The sequence below is a fragment of the Mesorhizobium helmanticense genome (assembly GCF_003034915.1).
Lineage (GTDB): Bacteria > Pseudomonadota > Alphaproteobacteria > Rhizobiales > Rhizobiaceae > Mesorhizobium > Mesorhizobium helmanticense.
This window is the reverse complement of record NZ_PZJX01000013.1, coordinates 1-21054: the sequence shown is the minus strand read 5'-3', so window position 1 is coordinate 21054 and position 21054 is coordinate 1. Positions and strand designations below refer to the sequence as shown.

General features: G+C 63.3%; 16 protein-coding genes. 9 read left to right on the top strand and 7 right to left on the bottom strand.

Annotated features, from left to right (window positions below):
- Nucleotides 1–10 precede the first annotated feature (10 nt).
- Nucleotides 11–724, bottom strand: coding sequence for an HAD family hydrolase (locus tag C9427_RS06405; protein ID WP_107648298.1), 714 nt, complete (start codon nt 722–724; stop codon nt 11–13).
- 139 nt (nt 725–863) lie between these two features.
- Here C9427_RS06405 and C9427_RS06400 point away from each other — a divergent pair, with 139 nt between their 5' ends.
- From C9427_RS06400 to C9427_RS06380, 5 genes are all read left to right on the top strand, one after another.
- A complete protein-coding gene (locus C9427_RS06400) occupies nt 864–1688 on the top strand; it encodes a class I SAM-dependent methyltransferase (RefSeq protein WP_107648297.1) in 825 nt (274 codons plus the stop codon).
- A gap of 19 nt (nt 1689–1707) precedes the next feature.
- The gene (locus tag C9427_RS06395) at nt 1708–2661 is read left to right on the top strand and encodes an ATP-grasp domain-containing protein (RefSeq protein ID WP_167434271.1); all 954 of its coding nucleotides are present in this window, start codon (nt 1708–1710) and stop codon (nt 2659–2661) included.
- Nucleotides 2662–2773: 112 nt separating this feature from the next.
- Nucleotides 2774–4210 carry a glutamine synthetase family protein gene (locus C9427_RS06390; protein ID WP_167434270.1) on the top strand — a complete coding sequence of 479 codons (1437 nt, stop codon included), beginning with the start codon at nt 2774–2776 and terminating at the stop codon, nt 4208–4210.
- A gap of 108 nt (nt 4211–4318) precedes the next feature.
- A complete protein-coding gene (locus C9427_RS06385) occupies nt 4319–5605 on the top strand; it encodes an NAD(P)/FAD-dependent oxidoreductase (protein WP_107648295.1) in 1287 nt (428 codons plus the stop codon).
- A 223-nt stretch (nt 5606–5828) separates the two neighbouring features.
- Nucleotides 5829–6650 (top strand): SH3 domain-containing protein, encoded by an 822-nt coding sequence (locus C9427_RS06380; protein WP_107648294.1) that lies wholly within the window; start codon nt 5829–5831, stop codon nt 6648–6650.
- Nucleotides 6651–6712: 62 nt separating this feature from the next.
- Here C9427_RS06380 and C9427_RS06375 read toward each other — a convergent pair whose 3' ends face one another.
- Both C9427_RS06375 and C9427_RS06370 read right to left on the bottom strand, forming a co-directional pair.
- On the bottom strand, nt 6713–7996 hold the full coding sequence (locus tag C9427_RS06375; RefSeq protein WP_245436998.1) for a Mur ligase family protein: 1284 nt from the start codon (nt 7994–7996) through the stop codon (nt 6713–6715).
- A 97-nt stretch (nt 7997–8093) separates the two neighbouring features.
- A complete protein-coding gene (locus C9427_RS06370) occupies nt 8094–8840 on the bottom strand; it encodes an SDR family oxidoreductase (protein ID WP_107648309.1) in 747 nt (248 codons plus the stop codon).
- 222 nt (nt 8841–9062) lie between these two features.
- On the opposite strand from C9427_RS06370, the gene zwf reads away from it, so the two are divergent.
- The 3 genes from zwf (at nt 9063) to edd (ending at nt 13139) form a co-directional block, all read left to right on the top strand.
- Entirely contained in the window at nt 9063–10532 is a 1470-nt protein-coding gene (zwf, locus tag C9427_RS06365) for a glucose-6-phosphate dehydrogenase (RefSeq protein ID WP_107648292.1), read from the top strand.
- Nucleotides 10514–11224 carry a 6-phosphogluconolactonase gene (gene pgl / locus C9427_RS06360; RefSeq protein WP_107648291.1) on the top strand — a complete coding sequence of 237 codons (711 nt, stop codon included), beginning with the start codon at nt 10514–10516 and terminating at the stop codon, nt 11222–11224. The genes zwf and pgl overlap by 19 nt, the downstream gene beginning before the upstream one ends.
- Nucleotides 11225–11294: 70 nt before the next feature.
- On the top strand, nt 11295–13139 hold the full coding sequence (edd, locus tag C9427_RS06355; protein WP_107648290.1) for a phosphogluconate dehydratase: 1845 nt from the start codon (nt 11295–11297) through the stop codon (nt 13137–13139).
- A 45-nt stretch (nt 13140–13184) separates the two neighbouring features.
- Here the strand turns inward: edd and C9427_RS06350 are convergent, their stop codons facing one another.
- From C9427_RS06350 to C9427_RS06335, 4 genes are all read right to left on the bottom strand, one after another.
- Nucleotides 13185–14849, bottom strand: coding sequence for a vWA domain-containing protein (locus tag C9427_RS06350; RefSeq protein ID WP_107648289.1), 1665 nt, complete (start codon nt 14847–14849; stop codon nt 13185–13187).
- 156 nt (nt 14850–15005) lie between these two features.
- Nucleotides 15006–16004 (bottom strand): GlxA family transcriptional regulator, encoded by a 999-nt coding sequence (locus C9427_RS06345; RefSeq protein ID WP_006329325.1) that lies wholly within the window; start codon nt 16002–16004, stop codon nt 15006–15008.
- Nucleotides 16005–16037: 33 nt separating this feature from the next.
- On the bottom strand, nt 16038–16937 hold the full coding sequence (gene folD / locus C9427_RS06340) for a bifunctional methylenetetrahydrofolate dehydrogenase/methenyltetrahydrofolate cyclohydrolase FolD (protein ID WP_107648288.1): 900 nt from the start codon (nt 16935–16937) through the stop codon (nt 16038–16040).
- Nucleotides 16938–17168: 231 nt separating this feature from the next.
- Entirely contained in the window at nt 17169–19790 is a 2622-nt protein-coding gene (locus C9427_RS06335; RefSeq protein WP_107648287.1) for a Wzz/FepE/Etk N-terminal domain-containing protein, read from the bottom strand.
- 193 nt (nt 19791–19983) lie between these two features.
- Here C9427_RS06335 and C9427_RS06330 point away from each other — a divergent pair.
- Nucleotides 19984–21054: lipopolysaccharide biosynthesis protein (locus C9427_RS06330; protein ID WP_107648286.1), on the top strand; the 1071-nt coding region annotated here is incomplete at its 3' end.

The following is a 21054-nucleotide window of genomic DNA, read 5'->3' as shown; positions in this document are numbered from 1 at the left end:
GATTTGACCGTCAGCCGGCTTTCCCAATGCTTTCGATCAGCCCCGGCAGTTCTCCGAGATCGGCTATCTGGCGGAAGCGAGATGCGGCAACCGGCGGCTCGACATGTTCCAGCACCCAGGTCAATTCATGCGGGACGTGGATGCCCCAACCACCAGCCTCAATGGCCGGCACCACGTCCGACTTCAGCGAGTTGCCAACCATCATGCTTTTTTCGGCGCCATCGCCGTGGCGGCTGAAGATCCTGGCATAAGTGGCGGCGCTCTTGTCGCTGACGATCTCGACCGCATCGAACAAATCTCCGAGGCCAGATTGCGCCAGCTTCCGCTCCTGGTCGAAGAGGTCGCCCTTGGTGATCAGCACCAGGCGATACGCACCTGCCAGCTTTTCCACGGTTTCGCGCGCATGAGGCAGCGCCTCGATCGGATGGTCAAGCATGTCGCGGCCCGCGGCAAGAATTTCAGCGATGACCGAGGCCGGCGCGCGACCTTCGGTGATCTCGATCGCCGTCTCGATCATCGACAGGGTAAATCCCTTGATGCCGAAGCCGTAGATTGCGAGGTTGCGCCTCTCCGCCTCCAGCAGCCTTGCAGAGACATGCCCCTCTTCGGCATGGTCGGCAAGCAGCGCGGCAAAACGCTTTTCGGTCATGCGGAAAAACTGCTCGTTCTGCCAGAGCGTGTCGTCGGCGTCGAAGCCAATCGTCGTCAGATGGGTAGAAGGCATGATGAACCATTCCCACTATGCGAAAATGGTCATGTAGACGTTGTCGTGGGGCGCTGCTAGAGGATGCTCAAGCGGCGCCCGCAGCACCCTTCCGTTTCGGAATCGAAAGCTGGTCATTGGTCTCGATGAATGAGCGAACATGCTGAAAACGAGTTCCTGGAAAGAAGACCTCGAGCGGGTTCTGGAATCGTCTCAAGGCCGCAATCCGACTGAGCTCATCAATGCCATCCGCGATCTTGGCATCGCCATGGGGCATGATGCCGGCGAAGCATTGCTGGACAGTCATGCGGAACTGTTTTCCTACCAGCCAGCACTCACCGAAGCGTTCGGCAAGATGGTACATGCCCAGGACGTTGCCGAGATACGGCAGATGCTGGGTCAGGACCTGAAAGGTCTGGCCTCGTTTGAGCAGATCGCAGCCAGGAAAACGTCGATAGGCGTGCTGTCGTCCAAGGATGCCTACAATCGGCTGAACGAGGTTTTCGACCATGTCGATTTTCGCGACTGCCGCCGTGCAGTCATGGTCGGCTGCGGTGGGCGGCCGTTCACAATGTTTCGCATTCACGACGAGGCCGCCGTTCCGGAAATCGTCGGTCTCGACATCGTGCCGGAGGCGGTCGAGACGGCGAACAGGCTCGCGGCAAAGCTCGGCTACGATCGCATACGCGCTGAGCTTTGCGACGGTCGCGACTACGACTATTGCGAGGCGCAATTCGTCTATGTCGCCAGCATGGTGTCTCCAAAGGCGGCTGTCGTGTCGCGCATTGCCGACACCGCACCGGAAAACGTCCAGATCGTTCTATGGGAGCCCTATTCGCTTGGCAGGTTGTGGGCTGAAAGCGCTGAACGGACGCTTGATCCCCGGCTCGAAGTCACCGGTCGCACCAGCATCTCACAGAACATGACGAGGGATGTGTTCGTCGGGAGAAAAGGCTTGTCGGCCTCATATGGGCGCGCGAGGTAACACCGTGTCAGCGTTGCGAATGACCGACCGCACCGTTCTGGCTCTGGCGAGGACGTGGTGTTTTGTCCGCCATCCCGTGATTAGTGTCCGCACCTACAACCACAGCGGCGTGTTGCCGAATCCGGCCAAGCCGGCTTCCTACGTCGATAAATTCCTGTGGCGAAAGATTTTCGACCACAATCCTTTCTTCGCGACCGCTTGCGACAAGCTCGCCTCGAAGACATATGCCTTGTCCGTCTGCCCTCAGCTGAACACCGCGAAAGTGCTGTGGTCCGGGCACAATGCGGCGCTAATCCCGGCGGAGCTGCTTGCTGGCGATGTCATGGTCAAGGCCAATCACGGCTGCCGCTGGAACATGATGATCCGCAACGGCGAGTTGGACGAAGCGAGGCTGCGCAGACGCGCATCCCGCTGGATGCGGCGGCGCTACGGCAAGAAGTTTGGCGAGTGGGCTTACAAGGGCGCCTCACGATGCATCTTCGTCGAGGAGGTGCTTCTGGAGGAAGGACAACCGATTCGCCTGGAATACAAGTTCCATGTATCGAGCGGGACGACGGCCTATGTCTATGCGACGCGCCGGGACGAGCATGGCAACGAACTGAAGTGTCACTTCGATCGTGACGGGCATTATGCCGCGCCGCCCGCCGGCAGCGGCGACCAGTGGGTGAAGATCGACCTGCCCGCATCATTCCTTCGCATGCGCGAGATCGCGGAAACGCTGACGGCGCCGTTTGACCATATGCGTTGTGATTTCTACCAGTTGAACGGTGAGATCTTCTTTTCCGAGTTTTCCGTCTATCCGCTGTCCGGCAAGGGCATCATCAACACCAGGCTCAGGGATCTGTGCGGCGAGACCTGGGACTTGCGTCGATCCTGGTTCCTCACCGTGCCACAAACCGGATGGCGCAAGGTGTATGCGGCGGCTTTGCGCAGATGGCTGGATGCAACCGCCTTGCCGGGAAAACCCGCCTAGCTGGGCCCGCACCGTCCGTGGGTTTGTTCCCGCACAGCCTATCGGACGGGCTGCCCTTCCCTTCCATCACCGGCCACGGCTATACTCCAAAATCCGCAACTCAATCTGGTGCATGATGCCGCCTGCAAAAAAGGAAGTCCGTCCGTCGAGCCGCGGAGGACGTGCCCGCACGCCTGCGTTCGTGAAAAATCAACGTGGCGTGAAAAACTGGAAGGAAGCCAGCGCCTGGCTGGAATGGCGCGGCATCGAGGACATCGAATGCATTACGCCCGACCAGGCCGGCGTTGCGCGCGGCAAGATGATGCCGTCGAAGAAATTCACCTCGAACACCTCGCTGGCGCTGCCTTCGGCGGTATTCATGACGACGATTTCCGGCGGCTATCCCGAGGACGGTAACGGCTTCCACTATCCAGAGGACGATGGCGACCTCAAGCTGATGCCGGATCTTTCGACCTTGACCGTGGTGCCGTGGGAAGAGGATCCGACGGCGGCGGTCATTTGCGACCTCGTCCATCAGGATGGCCGCCTGGTCGAGTTCACGCCGCGCAACGTGCTGAGGCGCGTGCTTACGGCTTACGACAAGCGCGGGCTGAAGCCAGTGGTGGCGCCCGAGATCGAATTCTACCTGGTACGCAAGAACCCCGACCCGGACTACCCGCTGACCCCGCCCGTCGGACGTTCGGGACGGCCGATCGGCGGCGGCGCCGGCTATTCGATCGCCGGCGTCAACGAGTTCGACGAACTGATCGACGACATCTATCATTTCTCGGAAGGCCAGGGCCTGGAGATCGACACGCTGATCCATGAGGAGGGCGCGGGCCAACTCGAGATCAATCTGCGCCATGGCGATCCGATCGAACTCGCAGACCAGGTGTTCATGTTCAAGCGCACCATTCGCGAGGCGGCGCTGAAGCACGAGATCTATGCCACCTTCATGGCCAAGCCCATCCAGGGCCAGCCCGGTTCGGCCATGCATATCCATCAGTCGATCATCGACAAGAAGACCGGCAGGAACGTCTTTTCGGCCGAGGACGGCTCGGAAACCGACGATTTCTTCCATTTCCTCGGCGGCATGCAGAAACATGTGCCGAACGCGCTGGTGATGTTTGCGCCCTACGTCAATTCCTACCGCCGGCTGACGCAGTCGGCTTCGGCGCCGGTCAACAACAAATGGGGCTACGACAACCGCACCGTCGCCTTCCGCGTTCCGCGCTCCGACCCGGCAGCCAGGCGCGTCGAGAACCGCATCCCCTCTTCCGATGCCAATCCCTATCTCGCGCTGGCCGCATCGCTCGCCTGCGGGCTGATCGGCATGACCAACAAGATCAAGGCCGAGCCGCCGGTGCTGACGACCGCCAATGCGGCCGAGATCGACCTGCCGCGCAGCCTGCTCGAAGCCGTCGACCTGTTCGAAGCCGACGAGGAACTCGGCACGCTGCTGGGCAAGTCCTTCGCCGCGACCTATGCGGCGATCAAGCGGGCAGAATTCGAAACCTTCATGGAAGTGATCAGCCCGTGGGAGCGCGAGTATCTGCTGCTGAATGTGTGAGAGAGCGAATAGTGAGTAGTGGGGATAGTCATCCCTGATATCGCACTCAGCTCTTTGGCCTCTATTCGCTACTCACTATTCGCTATCACCTCTTTCCCGGCGTCCTCCATGAATTACCAATCCCCCATCTCCCCCGGCCGCTCCTGGTATGAGGACACGGCCGGACCACGGCCCGAGTACAAGGCGTTCGACGGCGACCGGACATGCGACGTGGTCATCGTCGGTGGTGGCTTCACCGGCCTGTCGGCGGCTGCCCATCTGGCCAAGGCCGGCGCCAATGTCGTGCTGATCGAGGCGCATCGTTTCGGCGACGGCGCATCCGGCCGCAATGGCGGTCAGCTTGGGACAGGCCAGCGTGCGTGGGCGGAGGAAATGGAGGCCGAGTACGGCTTTTCCCGCGCCAAGGCGCTGTTCGACCTGGCGGAGGAGGCCAAGGCGCATCTCATCGAATTCGCCACCGTCAACCGGATCGAGATCGACTATATGCCGGGCCAGATGTCAGTGGCGCACAAGAAGCGCCATGTCGACGACTACAAGGCGCATGCCGAGATCATGGCGAACCGCTTCGGCTATCCGCATATCTCCTTCATGGAAGCCAGGGAGACGGCGGAGCGGCTGGGATCGACCGCTTATTTCGGCGGCACCCGCGATACCGGCACCGGCCACATCCATCCGCTGAAGCTGCTGATCGGCACGGCAAAGGTAGCGGCGGAGGCGGGCGCGCAGCTATTCGAGCAGACGCCGGCGACCGGCATCAGCTCAGTCGGCGGCAAGGTCAAGGTCACCACGCCGAGTGGCACGGTATCGGCCGAAAAATGCCTGGTCGGCGTCAATGCCTATGGCGGCGCGTTGGAGCCGGTGAGTGCGGCGCACATCATGCCGATCGGTTCTTTCATCGGCGCGACGGTGCCGCTCGGGGCTGACACAAACGTGCTGCCGGGCGGCGAGGCGGTCGACGATTCGCGCTTCGTCGTGCGCTATTTCCGCAAATCCAGGGATGGCAGGCTGCTGTTTGGCGGGCGCGAGATCTATGCGGTCAACGATCCAAAGGACATCCATATCCACATCCGCCGGCAGATAGCAGAGCTTTATCCCGACCTCAGGAACGTCGAGATCACCCATGGCTGGGGCGGCTATGTCGGCATCACGATGCCGAGGAAACCTTTCGTGCGCGAAGTGATGCCCAATGTGATCTCGGTCGGCGGCTATTCCGGCCACGGCGTCATGCTGTCGAACTTCTTCGGCAAGCTCTATGCCGAGACCGTTTCAGGCAACCGGGATCGGCTGAAACTGATCGAGGATCTGAAAATTCCCGCCTTTCCCGGCGGCCGGCGCTGGCGCACGCCCCTGCTCTTTCTTGCCCTCAACTGGTTTGCCTTGAGGGACAGGATTTAACCACGGATTGCAGAAACCTCTTGGCAGAACGCGTTCCAAGGGTGCAGAATCGCTTGCAAAAGGCGCAGTGATGCCACAATCGCGGTTGAAAGATGCGAACTGTGGGCAGTTAAGCGGGGCTTTTGCGGGCTTGCCCGCGCGTGTTTTTTGGGACCGATGCCGATCGAATGCCGGCTTCCGGCGCAGATCGAAAAGAACATCGGCCGCAGATGGAGGTAGCAGAGTGAGAGAGCCCTTCAGTTTCGGTGCGCCGGAACGACGGCGCTTTGCGATGCAGTTCGGCTACGACATGCGGCCTACCTTCTGGCAAGGAGTCCGCTCGAACTCGCATCTGGTGATCGCCGCGCTTGGCACCGCAGCGCTGCTTGGCGTGGCCGCGGTGGCGCTGTGGCTGGCTTTGCCGGCCAGTGAGAGACAAGCGGCCGCGAGTCCCGAGCACACCGTTCCAACCATTCCCGTGAAGACGACGAAGATCATTCCAACCGCTGCTGCCGCAACGGCCGCTGCATTGCCGCGGGCCGCCGCCAAGGGCGACGCGGTTTCGCCGGCGGTTGCCGCGGCGGCGGCCGAAGTACAGGCGCTGGCGCCGAATGATCCCCGCTGGACAGGGTCAAAGACCGCATCCGCCGCCGCTGCCCCATCCGAGCAGGCGGCCGAAAAACCGGCCGTTGCGGCGGCATTCGCCGATCCGGCGGCAAAGAACGATGCCGCAGCGATGCTTGCCAAAGTCGCGGCCCCGGGCAAGACGACCACGGACGGCGCGCAAACAGCCGCCATCCCGACCCCGAAACCACAAGTGCTGGCGGCAGTGCAGGACGACAGCGATCAAGCCAAAGCCAAGTCCGGGAAAGCAGCCGCGGCCGCCACCGGACGCATACTGAGGGCCGTCACCATGCGAGCCGGCCCGAAGAAGAATGCAGCCGCCATGGTCACCGTTCCCGCCAAGACTTCCGTACAGGTGATGGGCTGCAAGCAATGGTGCCAGATCGTCTATAACGGCAAGCGCGGCTGGATCTACAAGAGTTATATCAAGACCGGCGCCTGATGCCCGCGCCGGTCTGGAGAACCGTCGATCCCTGACGATCGCCCGGCTCCACGAAATCTCTGTCAGCCCCCGAGCAGGTGGCGAAGGCGCTGCCATCGCCTGGCATGCCTGCGTTGCCTGACATGGTCGCGGTGCTCCTCGAACGGCACCTCGAACAAGCCGCACGTGTCGCACCCTTCCCGCTTGCCGCAGACCGGGACCCAGCATTTGACATCATGCGTCCAGGCAAGCGCGATCCTCTCCAGGTGGAGCCTTGCGGAACTTTTGAGCAGGATAAGTTCGCCGGCGACGGCCGTTTTCTTGATATGCTCGGAGACCTCCCTTGGCGTGCGCAATTCCTGAAACCGGCCGCTATCACGATCCTCCTGCCCGGCTCCCGAGCGGTGGGCATTGTCGCCGACATAGATGACCTGATCGGCGATTTCACGCGCGGTCTTGTAGGCGTAGTGGTATTTTCTGGTCGAGCCCGCATAGTCCGAGATCTGCCCCAGAACGATGCGCTTTGGTTTCGCCGTGGCCTTGGCCATCATGTCGAAGGCAAGATCGATCGAATGCCAGGGTGACTTGGCGGCGTCGACGATAAATTGCGGGCCGCCCTCGGTGACGAGCACCTTGCAGCGGTTGGCCAGCGGCTGGAACGTCTCAACGCTGGCCGCTACTTTTTCGGGGGGCACGCCAAGCTCCAATGCCGCGCAAATGGCCGCGGCGGTCGGCAGCCAGAAATGTTCGGCCGGAAACGGCGTCTTCAATTCCAGCACACCGCCCCGCCAATGGACGGCCATCGTCAGCCTGTCCGGATAAGCGGCATGGACGTCGGTCACACGATAGTCGGCCTGTTCCGACATGCCGAAAGTAACGACGCGATGCCTGGCGGCGGAAGCCATTTCGATCACATGAGGATCATCCGCATTGAGGATGGCCAGGCCGCCCGGCTGCAGCGCGTCGACCAGGGTGCGCTTTTCCCGGGCGACGTTCTCCAGTGTCTTGAACGCTGAAAAATGTTCGAGGCGAACCATGGTGACAACGGCTACATGCGGCTTCAGCATATCCGCCATCGGCTTGAGCGTACCCGGTCCGCTGGCTCCGGCTTCGAAAATGACGTAGTCGAGTTCGGCCGGATTCTTGATGCGCTTGTAGAGCATCCTGACCAACGAGTTCATCGTGTTGGCGAGAACCTGGGTATGCACCGAACCATGACTGGCCAGTATGTGGCCAAGCAGTTTGGTGACGGTCGATTTGCCCGAACTGCCCGTTATGCCGATAATGGTCGCTCTGATTTTTGCGCGGGCGCGTTTTGCCCGGTAGGCGTCGAAGCGCTTATCCAGGTCTTCGCGAACCTTCCGCAATTTCGCATTCATTGCGCCACCGACCCCTGCCATTTCGGTGTCTTATGCCTTTCGCCGGACGCTCAAGTCAAATTGCGGTCCGATATGGCCGGACGGTTCAGATACAACGTCCGCCATCGACTTCGAGCGCCACGCCGGTGATGAAAGCCGCCTCGTCCGACGCCAGCCAGAGGGCCGCGTTGGCTATGTCGAGCGGCGTCGAGAGCCGGCCGAGCGGGATCGACGCACGGAACTTCTCGCGTATTTCAGGCGTGTCGGCGCCCATGAATTTCTCCAGCATGCCGGTCTCGCCGGCGACCGGACAGAGACAATTGACGCGGATGTTCTTCGGCGCGAGTTCCACCGCCATCGACTTGGTCGCGGTGATCGCCCAGCCCTTCGACGCGTTGTACCAGGTGAGGCCGGGCCGCGGCCTGATGCCGGCCGTGGAAGCCGTGGTCAGGATGACGCCGCCGCCCTGCCGGTCCATGATCGGCACCACCGCGAGCGCTGCATGATAGATCGCCTTCATGTTGATGGCGGTGATCAGGTCGAAGGTCGTCTCGTCGACCTCGAGCATGTCGCCGTTGCGATGGGTGTAGCCGGCGTTGTTGACCATGATGTCGATGCGGCCAAAGGCGCTCTTTGCGGCATAGACCATCTCGTCGAATTCGGAACGCAGCGAGACGTCCGTCTGGGTCCAGATCGCGTTGGCGCCGATCTCGCTGGCAACGCGTTCGGCGCCCTTGGCATTGAGGTCGGCGACGACGATGCTGGCGCCCTCCTCGGCAAAGCGCCGCGCCATGCCCTCGCCGAAACCGGAGGCCGCGCCGGTGATGATGGCGACCTTGTTTTCCAGGCGCATGCTTTTCTCACTCATTGAACCGCTCTATGCTGCATCTGCGAAGGCCTCCCGGAGCCTTTGCTCGCGACAAGCCTCCGGGTCGCGCCGGTGTCAAGGGCACATGTTAGGACCAATCGGTGAAGACAGATTGGCCTTGGGATGTGACACCATGGCACTGGAAAATTTAAATCGATTAGAATATATCAGCCGCGTACTTGCGACCGGCGTCAGAGCGGACAGACCATGACCAGCCAGATCATCCCTGTCGACCCTTTCGACTTCATCATTTTCGGCGGCACCGGCGACCTGTCGGAACGCAAGCTGCTGCCCTCGCTCTACCATCGCCAGCGCGACCATCAGTTCTCCGAACCGACCCGTATCATCGGCACCTCGCGTTCGAAGATGACCGACGAGGAATTTCAGGCTTTCGCCAAGCAGGCGATTTCCGACCATGTGAAGCCGGTCGACATCGACGCCAAGGAACTGAAGACGTTTCTGGCGCGGCTCTCCTATGTCTCGGCCGACGCCACTACCGGCGCCGGCTTCGACAAGTTGAAGAAGGCGATCGGTGACAGCGACCGCATCCGCGCCTTCTATCTGGCGGTGGCGCCGGCGCTGTTCGGCGACATCTCGCACAAGCTCAGGGAACACGATCTGATCACGCCGAACTCGCGCATCGTGCTGGAGAAGCCGATCGGGCGCGACCTCTCTTCGGCGCGCACGCTCAACGACCTGGTCGGCGATGATTTCCACGAGAGCCAGATCTTCCGCATCGACCACTATCTCGGCAAGGAGACTGTGCAGAACCTGATGGCGCTGCGCTTTGCCAACGCGCTCTACGAGCCGCTATGGAATTCCGCCAATGTCGACCATGTGCAGATCACCGTGGCCGAGACGGTCGGCCTGGAAGACCGCGTCACCTATTACGACAAGGCCGGCGCACTGCGCGACATGGTGCAGAACCATATGCTGCAGCTGCTCTGCCTGGTCGCCATGGAAGCGCCATCGTCGATGGACGCCGACGCCGTGCGCGACGAAAAGCTGAAAGTGCTGCGGGCGCTGAAGCGCATCAACGGCAACGAGGCGCCCAAGCACACGGTGCGCGGCCAGTATCGCGCCGGAGCCTCGGCCGGAGGGCCGGTGAAGGGCTATGTCGAGGAACTCGGCAAGGACAGCAACACCGAGACCTTCGTCGCCATCAAGGCCGAGATCGGAAACTGGCGCTGGGCGGGCGTGCCGTTCTATCTCCGGACGGGCAAGCGGCTGGCGACCCGTGTTTCGGAAATCGTCATCGAATTCAAGCCGATCCCGCATTCGATCTTCGGTGACAGCGCCGGACCGATCTTCGCCAATCAACTGGTGATCAGGCTACAGCCGGACGAAGGCGTCAGGCAGTTCATCATGATCAAGGATCCGGGACCGGGCGGGATGCGACTGCGCCAAATTTCGCTCGACATGAGTTTCGCGCAATCCTTCGACGGCCGGGCGCCGGATGCCTATGAGCGGCTGATCATGGACGTCATCCGCGGCAACCAGACGCTGTTCATGCGCCGCGACGAGGTCGAGGCGGCATGGCAGTGGATCGACCCGATCCAGAACGCCTGGGAAAGCGCAAGGCAGGACGCGCAGGGCTATACGGCGGGCACCTGGGGGCCTTCGGCCTCGATTGCCCTGATCGAACGCGACGGGCGGACATGGCACGAGAGCAATTGAACGCCTACAACTGGAACGGCTTCGCCGACCGGCCCCAACTGGCGGCGGCGCTTGCCGGCCACGTTGCGGGCCGCCTCACCAAGGCGATCGCCGAGCGCGGCACGGGGCTGCTCGCCGTTTCAGGCGGCACGACGCCAGCGAAATTTCTCGCAGCGCTTTCGAAGATACCGATCGCCTGGGACAGAGTGACGGTGACGCTGGTCGACGAACGCTTCGTGCCGGCCTCCTCGCCACGCTCCAACGCCGGCCTGGTTGCCGCCAACTTCTTGCAGAACGCGGCGGCAGCCGCAACTTTCGTGCCGCTCTATCACGAGGCCGCGGGCATCGAGACCGCCGCCGCGTCCGACGATGCGGCATTGCAGTCGCTGCCCTGGCCGCTCGATGTTGTCGTGCTCGGCATGGGAACCGATGGCCACACCGCCTCGTTTTTTCCCGATGCCGACGATCTGGCAAAACTGCTCGACCCGTCCTCGACAAGGATCGTGCTGCCGGTGCGCGCGGCGAGCGCCGGCGAGCCGCGACTGACGCTGTCGCTGGCGCGGATCGTCGCTGCCGGTTTCATCGCGCTGCACATCGAGGGCGAGGACAAGCGCACAGCGTTTGAAGGCGCCATGGGACCGGGCGCGAGGAAGCCCATTCGCGCCGTGATCGACGCAGCGCCCAAGACCGTAGAGGTTTTCTGGGCACCCTGATTTTCAACTCGCCAATGGTCCCGGCAGACGGTGGGAGGATGTTTTCCGGGACCCGAAAGGACCGACCGCCATGGCCGCAAGACGCGATATCGAAGCCATCACCGAGCGCATCCGCCAACGTTCCAGACCAGGCCGCGAGGCCTATCTCGGCCGCATCGCAGAGGCGTCGAACCGCACCGCCAACCGGGCCGTGCTTTCCTGCGGCAACCTCGCGCATGGCTTCGCGGTCTGCAGCCCTTCTGAAAAGGTGGCGCTGGGCGGCGACCGCGTGCCGAACCTCGGCATCATCACCTCCTACAACGACATGCTGTCGGCACATCAGCCGTTCGAGACATTTCCGGCATTGATCAAGGACGCGGCGCGCGAGGCCGGCGGCATTGCCCAGGTGGCCGGCGGCGTGCCGGCGATGTGCGATGGCGTCACCCAGGGCCAGCCCGGCATGGAACTGTCGCTGTTTTCGCGTGACGTGATCGCCATGGCCGCGGCAATCGGCCTGTCGCACAACATGTTCGACGCCGCCGTCTATCTCGGCGTCTGCGACAAGATCGTGCCGGGGCTGGTGATCGCCGCACTCACCTTTGGACATTTGCCGGCGGTGTTCATCCCGGCCGGGCCGATGACGACGGGCCTGCCCAATGATGAAAAGGCCAAGGTCCGCCAGCTCTATGCCGAAGGCAAGGCAGGCCGCGCCGAACTGCTCGAGGCCGAGTCCAAATCCTATCACGGGCCGGGAACCTGCACCTTCTACGGCACCGCCAACTCCAACCAGATGCTGATGGAGATCATGGGCCTGCACACCCCTGGCGCCTCCTTCGTCAACCCCGGCACGCCGCTGCGCGACGCCTTGACCCGCGAAGCGACGAAGCGAGCGCTGGCGATCACCGCGCTGGGCAATGCCTACACGCCGGCCGGGCGGATGATCGACGAGCGCTCGATCGTCAACGGCATTGTCGGCCTGCATGCCACCGGCGGCTCGACCAATCACACCATCCATCTGGTCGCCATGGCGGCGGCGGCGGGCATCGCCATTAACTGGCAGGATATTTCGGACCTGTCGGAAGCCGTGCCGCTGCTGGCCCGGGTCTATCCCAACGGCCTTGCCGACGTGAACCATTTCCACGCCGCGGGCGGGCTCGGCTTCCTGATCCGCGAACTGCTCGACGAAGGCATCCTGCATGAGGACGTGCAGACGGTGTGGGGCGAAGGCTTGCGGCCCTATGCGGTCGAGGCCAGGCTGGGCGCCGACGGCAGCGTGGTGCGCGAGGCCGCCCCTCGCGAAAGCGGCGACGAGAAGGTGCTGGCGCCGTTCAAGAAGGCATTCCAGCCGACAGGCGGACTGAAAATGCTCTCCGGCAATCTCGGCCACGCCGTCATCAAGACTTCCGCCGTGAAGCCGGAGCGGCGCATCATCGAGGCGCCGGCCAAGGTGTTCGACAGCCAGCAAGGGCTGAACGAGGCGTTCAAGGCCGGTTCGCTGACCGGCGATTTCATCGCCGTCATCCGCTTCCAGGGGCCGAAAGCCAACGGCATGCCGGAACTGCACAAGCTGACCACCGTGCTCGGCATCCTGCAGGATCGCGGCCAGCATGTGGCGCTGCTGACCGACGGGCGCATGTCGGGCGCCTCCGGCAAGGTGCCGGCGGCGATCCATGTGACGCCGGAAGCGGTCGAGGACGGACCGATCGCCCGGATCCATGATGGCGACGTCATCAGGCTGGACGCCGAGGCGGGAACGCTGGAGGTGCTGGTGCCGGCGGCGGATTTCGCGCTGCGCCGGACGGCGGATGCCGACCTCATCGGCAACGAATTCGGCTTTGGCCGCGAGCTTTTCGCCGGGTTCCGGCAATTGGTAGGCCGCGCCGACCATGGCGCCAGCGCATTCGGGAACGACGTGGCGACATTTGTCCCGTCATGAAAAAGGAGCAGCTCATGGCCGCCCCTTTTTCATTGCCTGCGAAACCTATTGAACCGTCAGTTCGGCTCTCTCGCCGGCCTTGACCGTCACGGTGCCTTCCTTGCGGCTGTTGTCCGATTTCTCGGAGACGACGACGTAGTCGCCGGCCGGCAGCGCCGCCTGGTATTTCTCGTCATAGGCGTAGCCGAGCGATTTGCGGTTGCCGTTGATGTCCTTTCTTGCCTCGAAAATCTCGATCTTCGAGGTTCCGGGCGCAGTGATCGCCAACACGCCGGCGTTCATGGCGATCTTCATATCCTGATGCTCGCCGACCTTGACACTGAACGGCTGCTCGACGACGGCGAGGTCGACGGTAGCGACCATCACATAGTCGTCCGGCGGCAGATCGAACTTGCTGTCGGGGCCATAGGCATAGGTTACCTCTTCGCGCGTGCCGTCGATCTTCTTTTTCGCCTTGAGCACCTTGAAGCCGATGCCAGAGCCGTCGGCCTTGTCGCCGCCGGCCGTATAGTAGGCATTGGCTACCACATGCCCAACGCCAACGATGATGTCCTTGTCGATGACCCTGCCGGCAGCGAGCGGGATCGTTTCGGTCGCCACACCCTGCCCGATCGTGACGGTCACCTTCTCGTCGCCGGCCGGCAGCACGACTTTCGTGTCGCCATAGTAAGTCGCGGGCATATCAGCGCCCGGGTAGGCGATCACGACAGCCGCGCCATCGGCCACATCGGCTCCTTCGCTCGGACGCGGATGAATGATCAACGTGCCGGCATTCAGCGTGAAGAGGGGCTTGTAGACCTGGCCCGCCTCGATCTTGATCTTCTGTTCGGTCTTGGCCTCGCCGATGCGCGCGACGACGATGTAGTCGCCCGGTTCGAGATTGCCCTTGTAGGCCCCGTATTCAGTGGCCACTGAATCGCCCCGCGTGCCGTCGGCCATTGCCTTGTAGATTTCCCAGGCATTGCCGTCGGTAAGCGGATCACCGCCCTCGGCCAGCACCACGGTCGGGGTGAAATTGAATTCCGGCTTTGCCGGCTCGGGCGCCGGTTCAGGTGCAGGTTGCGGCGCAGGCGCGGGTTCGGGCGCCGGCGCCGCGACGGTTTCGGCCAGCGCATCCTGCAGCGCCTTCTCGTCCGAGGCCTGGATGTATTTGCCGCCGGTGTTTTCGGCGAGGCAGGCGACCTGCTTGCCCTCTTCGGCGGTCAGGCCGAAGCCGACGACATCCGCGGTGAAATCGATGCCGGCAGCCTTCAGTTCCTTGCCAAGCGCGCAAGGATCGCCGCCACAGGTTTCGAGCCCGTCGGTGATGAGCACGACGGTGGCCCTGTCCTCGGTGTATTTCAACGCTTCGGCCGCTTGCTTGACGGCCGCGGTCAGCGGCGTCTTGCCGAGAAATTTCAGGCTGTCGGCGGCGGTGGAGATGGCGCCGGCAGAACCGGCCTGTGGCGGCACGATGAGTTCGATGTCCTCGCAACCGGCCTTCTCGCGATGGCCATAGGCCATGAAGCCGATCTCCCTGTCGGTCGGAATGGACTGCAGCGCGGCTCTGAGGGACTCGCGGGCGATTTCGAGCTTGGGCTTGCCGTCGATCTGCGCCCACATGGAGCCGGAGGCATCGAGAATGACGATGACACGATCGGCGGCAAGGCCAAGCGTCGTCATCCACAGCAGGAAGGCCGCCGCAGCGACGCTCCGCGCAAGTCCCACCATGAAAATCTCCTGAGTAAGCCCCCAAGGTCTGCTGATCGCCAGCACACCCTGCTCCGCCGGCGAAAGCTATTTGACGCGGCGTCAGGACACAAGCCCGGATGCGGGTATGGCCCAGACGCAGCGGGAAAATCGGCTGCCTCGGCCCGAGCAATCCGCTCAGTATGTCGTGCGCCGCTCCTCGGAAGGCGGACGGCCGAACTGCAGCCGGTAGCTCTGGGCAAAATAGGAGTGCGAGGTGAAGCCGGTGGCAATCGCCACGTCGAGGATCGGCATGTTGGTCTGGCGCAGCAGTTCGCGCGCCCGCTCGAGCCTCAGACGCATGTAATAGCGGCCGGGCGTCACGCTGAGATGGCGCAGGAACAGGCGCTCGACCTGGCGCACCGACAGGCCCGCCGATTTGGCGAGTTGCACCGCCGACAGTGGCTCGTCGAGATGGTCGGCCATCAGTTCGACAATGCGCCGGAGCTTCTCAGATTTGCCGGTCAGGTCGCGCTCCGGCCCGACGCGCTGTCGGTCGCCGGCGGAGCGGATGCGCTCATGCTGGAACTGGTTGGCGACGCCATTGGCGAGGTTGGAGCCGAAATCGCCGCGCACGATCTCCAGCATGAGGTCGATCGAGGTGGTGCCGCCGGCGCAGGTGTAGCGCTTGCGGTCGATCTCGAAGACATTGCCGGTGCAGTTGATGTCGGGGAAGCGCTCGACGAACCCGGCGCGGTTCTCCCAATGGATGGTGCAGCGATAGCCATCGAGTTGGCCCGCTTCGGCAAGCAGGTAGGAGCCGACCGACAGCGCGCCGAGCGCGTTGCCGCGCCGGCCCCAGCTGCGCAGCGCCGCCAGCACCTTGCTCTTGCCTGGGAATTCCGTCGTCAGCCCGACCGAGACGAAAAGGATATCGACCGGCGGCAGGTCGGCGACGGCATAGTCGATCTTGAGCGGCAGGCCGTTGGAGGCCATGACGGCGTCGCCGTCGGCCGACACCGTCGTCCAGCCATAGAAGTCGCGGCCGAGCAGCCGGTTGGCCGAGCGGAACGTGTCGATCGCCGCGGCCAGCGAGAACATGGAAAACTTGTCGACCAGCAGGAACGCGAATTGCCGCCCGCCTTGAACGGGATCATTCGTGACCGGCCGTTCAACAGGAGCGGTGAGATTCGGCAAAGCTGCGACTTTCCAGGGTTCGGACCCGATGAACTAGAACGACGGCCGTTTCAATCCGGCCGCGAGATAGGCGGAAGCTAGCGTGTTGGCCATCAGCATGGCAATGGTCATCGGCCCGACGCCGCCCGGCACTGGCGTGATGGCGCCGGCTGTCTTCGCCGCCTCGGCATAGGCGACGTCGCCGACGAGGCGGGTCTTGCCCTCACCTCTTTCGGGCGCCGCGATGCGGTTGATACCGACATCGATGACGGTGGCGCCCGGCTTGACCCAGTCGCCCTTGACCATTTCCGGGCGCCCAACAGCGGCCACCAGGATGTCGGCGGTGCGGGCGAGCGCCGGCAAATCCCTGGTACGGCTGTGCGCGATGGTGACGGTGCAGTTGGCGGCAAGCAGAAGGTTGGCCATCGGCTTGCCGACGATGTTGGAGCGGCCGACGACGACGGCGTTGAGGCCGGACAAATCCTTGCCGCGCACCCGCTCGATCAAAAGCATCGAGCCGGCCGGCGTGCAGGGAACAAAGGCGGTCTCGAGCTCACCGGTGCCGAGCTTGCCGACATTGATGAAATGGAAGCCGTCGACGTCCTTTTCCGGTGCGATGGTCTGGATGACCTTGCCGGCGTCGATATGGCCGGGAAGCGGCAGCTGCACCAGGATGCCGTTGATGGCCGGATCGGCGTTGAGTTCACCGATGACAGCAAGCAATTCCTGCTCGGAGGTTTCGGCCGGCAACGTGTGCTGGAGCGAATGAAAGCCGCATTCCTTGGCGGTGCGGGATTTGGAGGCGACGTAGACCTGGCTCGCCGGATCCTCGCCGACGATGACCACGGCGAGACCGGGCTTACCCGTGCCCTTTGCCACCAGTTCGGCGGTCAACTCCTTGACCCGCCGCACCACATCCGCGGCAACGCTTTTGCCGTCAATCACTTCTGCCATGAACCACCTTCAACACCGTTCCGCCCAAAGCACGTCGCGTCTAAAAGGATTCATGCGGCGCGCTTCGGATCTTTGTCCCATGCAGGTCGTTGCCCCTGCTTGCTCTCAGGGTCCGAGGGCAAGCTTCTGGGTACCATGCAGCGCGGCATTTTCACGAAAAATCGACCGGGCAATCCCGCCAAAGCGCCGTCCGATGCCGCTAACTCGAAACCGGCGGTGTTTATTCGGGGTTCAGAAATAGCGGCGGCGCGAACGGTTCTCGGTGAGTTCGCGAACCGCTTCGCGGAATTCACGCAGGCTGGCGCGGATTTCGTCGATCGAGCTTTGCTGTTCATCGGCATCCGAAGCGTGACGGGTCTCCTCCAGCGGGGCCTGAGGATAGGCTGGCGGCGCGGGCTGCTGCGGATAAGGCACCTGCCCTGGATAAGGCATCATGGCCGGCGGATAGGGATAGTAGCCGGCCGGTGGCGGCTGCATCTGCCAGGGATAGCTCATCGGCGGTTGCGCATATGGCTGCATGGGCGGGGCTGGATAGACGGCCTGCTGCTGCGGCATCGTCTGATGAGGCAGGGGCGGCTGTTGCGGATATGGAGCATAGACGCCTTGCTGGGGCTGCGGGTGACCTACGGACGCCGTCTGCTCGGGCGGGTAGTAGGGGGACGGATAGACGGGATGTTCCTCCATTGGCTTCTCGCTCTCGGCGGCAGCGGGGGAGATGGTATCCTTGGACCGCGCAGTTTCTTCGCTTGATGTCCCTTTTTCGCTTGCCGCCTTGCCGGGCACAATCCTGCGCACCGCCGACAGCAGCGCGCCGACCGGACCTGAACGTTGCGTGCCAGCGGCCTCGGCCGGCGGAACTGTCGGGGGCGCGGCCTGGTATGCCTTGTCCTCAAAGTGTGTCGGGCGCTCGTCGGCCCTGCGGCGCGAGCGCGAATTGGCGGTTTCGCGCAGGCTCTCATAGGCGCCGCGCATGGCGCCAAGACCGATGCCGGAGGCAAGCCCTCCCAGCAACCCAGCCAGCACCATCACGGCGCGCGAGGGGCCGTTCGGTTCGAGCGGAGCAAAGGCCTTGGAGATCACGTTGATGTTGGCGGTGTTGATGTCCTTCTGCTCGCCGGTTTCCTTGGCGCGCAGAAGATATTGCTCATAGACGGAGCGCTTGGCGGCGGCTTCGCGCTCCAGTTCGCGCAAGCTGACCAGGTCGCTGTTGACGTCGCCGCTGCGGACCTTCAGTTGCGCCAGGCGGGAGGCGAGATCCTGCTCGAGCTGCACAGCGCGCTTCAGGTCGACCTGCAGCGAGGAAGCGATGCGGCGCAGTTCGGCGGCGATGCGGTCGCGCGACCCGGCAAGCTGCGCATTGAGCGCCTGGAGTTCGGGGTGGCGCGGTCCGAGCCGGATCGCGGCACGATCGGCCTCCTGTTTAAGCGTCGCATATTGCGAGCGCAGTTCGCTCATCGTGTTGGAGTTGATCTCCTCGGGCAAGGTGCCGCTCAGAACCGAGTTCACGTCGATCGAACGCGCCGACGCCGCACGAGCATTGAGTTCCAGCGTGCGGGCGCGCGCGATGGAAAGCTGCTCGTTGAGCTTGAGCATCTCGTCGTCGCTGATCAAATGGCCTTGCGCGTCGACCAGATCGTGCGTCGCCCTGAAATCCTCGACCTTGCGCTCGGCCACTTCGACGCCCTTGCGCAGTTCGTCGAGCCTGGCCGTCAGCTCGTCGGTAGCGCGGCCTGCGGTGTCGGACTGGATCTGGCCGAAGGTCTGCAGGAAGACATCCGTCATCGTGTTGGCGATGAGCGCCGACTTCTCGCCATTTTGCGTGGTGGCGCTGACGGAGATGACGAAGGTCTTGCCGCCGCGCTCGACCGAAAGGCTTTCTGCCAGATTGCTGACCGCAAGCGCCCGGCGTCGACCTTCATCGGCGCCCGGCCCGTCGCTGCGCGACAGGACCGAGCGGATGAGCGGCATGACGCCCAGGCCGCCCGAACCTTGTCCGTTGAACTCCGGATCGTTGACGAGATTGAGCTTGTCGACGACCTTGTTGAGGACGGTGCCGGAGGTGAGCACGCGGACCTGGTTTTCGACGATGGCCAGTGTCGCGTCGGACGCGACCACGCTTTGGGTGAGATCGCGATCGGTGAGCTTCAGGTCGCGAGGGTCGACGATCAGCTCGGTGGTGGCTTCGTATTTCTTCGGCGTCGACAGCGCTATCGCGACACCGAGCGCTGTGCCCAGTACCGTCGTGGCGACGATCAGCATCTTCGATCTGGCGATACCGCGCACGACCTGCATCGGATCGATCAGCGGCTTCCATTCCTGTGCGTCGGTATCGTCGCGCAAAGGCCGCTGCTCTCTACCCGCGTATCGGGGCTCGGATGCGGCAGGCGGACGGCGGGACTCGGAAACACCTGTGGCGGCCGGCCGTTCCGGCTGCCGCGCTTGTGTTCCGCGTCTGAAAGCTTCGTCGCGTGAAGGCGGTTGCTGTTCACCTACATATCGAGGTGCGGCAGGCGGACGGTGGGTCTCGGAAACAGCTGTGGTGGCCGGCTCTTCCGGCTGCCGGGCATGCGTGTAGCCGCCTCCGGCAGTCTCGTCGGCGTCACGCTTAGTCTCGGCGGCCGAAACGGTATCGGCCTCGAATTGTGTCGTGTCAGCGGCCAGCAAAGGGTTCAGTCGCGCCTCGCGGCGCGAGCGGGCGAGTTGATGGCGTGTCGCGGCATCCTCGCGCCATGACGGGTCCGCACGATCGCCGATCGAAACCAGCGAAGCATCGTCCTCGCCGCGCACGGCCCGGCCGAGCGCCAGCAGGGAGCGCTCGCGCCTCCAGTCCTCACGGTTTTCCCTGTCGACCATTGTCTTTGAGCTTGCCCTTGGCGGCTTGGGAGCGGCTGCAAATCGTTAAGCCACGCTAAACAGGCATAGGAAACAAAAGGTTAATTTCGAAAGGCAGAGGATAAAATTTCTCGCAGTGGTTGTTGATATTGTAGACACATCCATAAGTTGCCGAACGGCACGTTAAGCTTTGCAATCTATGCTTTTGCGACGCATGACCGAGACCAGTGACATACCGCAAAGGCGGCCCCTCGCCCGGATCGGCGCTTTTGTGGCCGAACGACGGGGGCTGGTTCGCGACTATCTCTCGGCGATCAGCGGCGCGGGCGGGCGGCTGGTGTTTTCGCTGGCCTATTTCATCGCGCTGGCCAACACGCTGTCCATCGCCGAGTTCGGCATGTTCGCCACCGCCTCGGCCGCCGGCGTGATGCTGTCGCGCATCCTGGCCTTCGGCTTCATCTCGGCGCTCTATCGCACCGCCACCATTCGCCCCAATCTGATCGGCACCTTCACCGCCGGCTTCCTGCTGCTTGGCGTCATATCGCTGCCGCTGCTGGCCGCAGCCTCCTACGGCGTCTACCTGATCTTCTTTGCCGGCACCGTGCCGCTGTCGGTCTTCGCGGCGATCGTGTTTGCCGAGGCGCTTTTGTGGCGGCCGGTCGAAGTGGCGCTGATCGTCAACAACGGCCTCGGCAAATTCGGCCGCGCCGCCTTGCTGACGATCCTGGCGACAGCCCTGCGAGCGGTCGGCGCCGTGCTGTTCATGCTCGCGGCGCAGCGGACCATAGGTGTCTGGTCCTGGTATTATATCGGTGCCAATGCCGCCTCGCTGCTCATCGCTTTCGCATTCTTCTATCCGCGCCAGCGGCTGCGGCTCAGGCTGGAACTCTATCTCAGGCGGCTCGCCGATTCCATCTATGTGGCCGGCGCCGAGGTGCTGTTCTACCTACAGATGGAATTCGACAAGCTCCTCGTGCTGGCGATCGGCGGGCCGCATCTCGCCGGCATCTATGCCATCATCATGCGGCTGGTCGACCTGACCGCGATCCCGATCCGCACCTTCTCGATGATGCTGGTGCAGCGCATGATGCGGGCGCCGGAACTCCTGTCGCGACTGGCGGTCAAGAGCGGCATCGAAGGCGGTGTTTTCCTGGTCTCGACGCTGGCGCTGGCGGCGCTTGGCATCGTGCTGCATTTCTTCCCCAACGCGCTGGGCAAGAATGTCGCGGAGGCAGCCCCTCTGGTGGCGCTGGCGATCTGCGTGCCGGGACTGCGCAACCTGGTT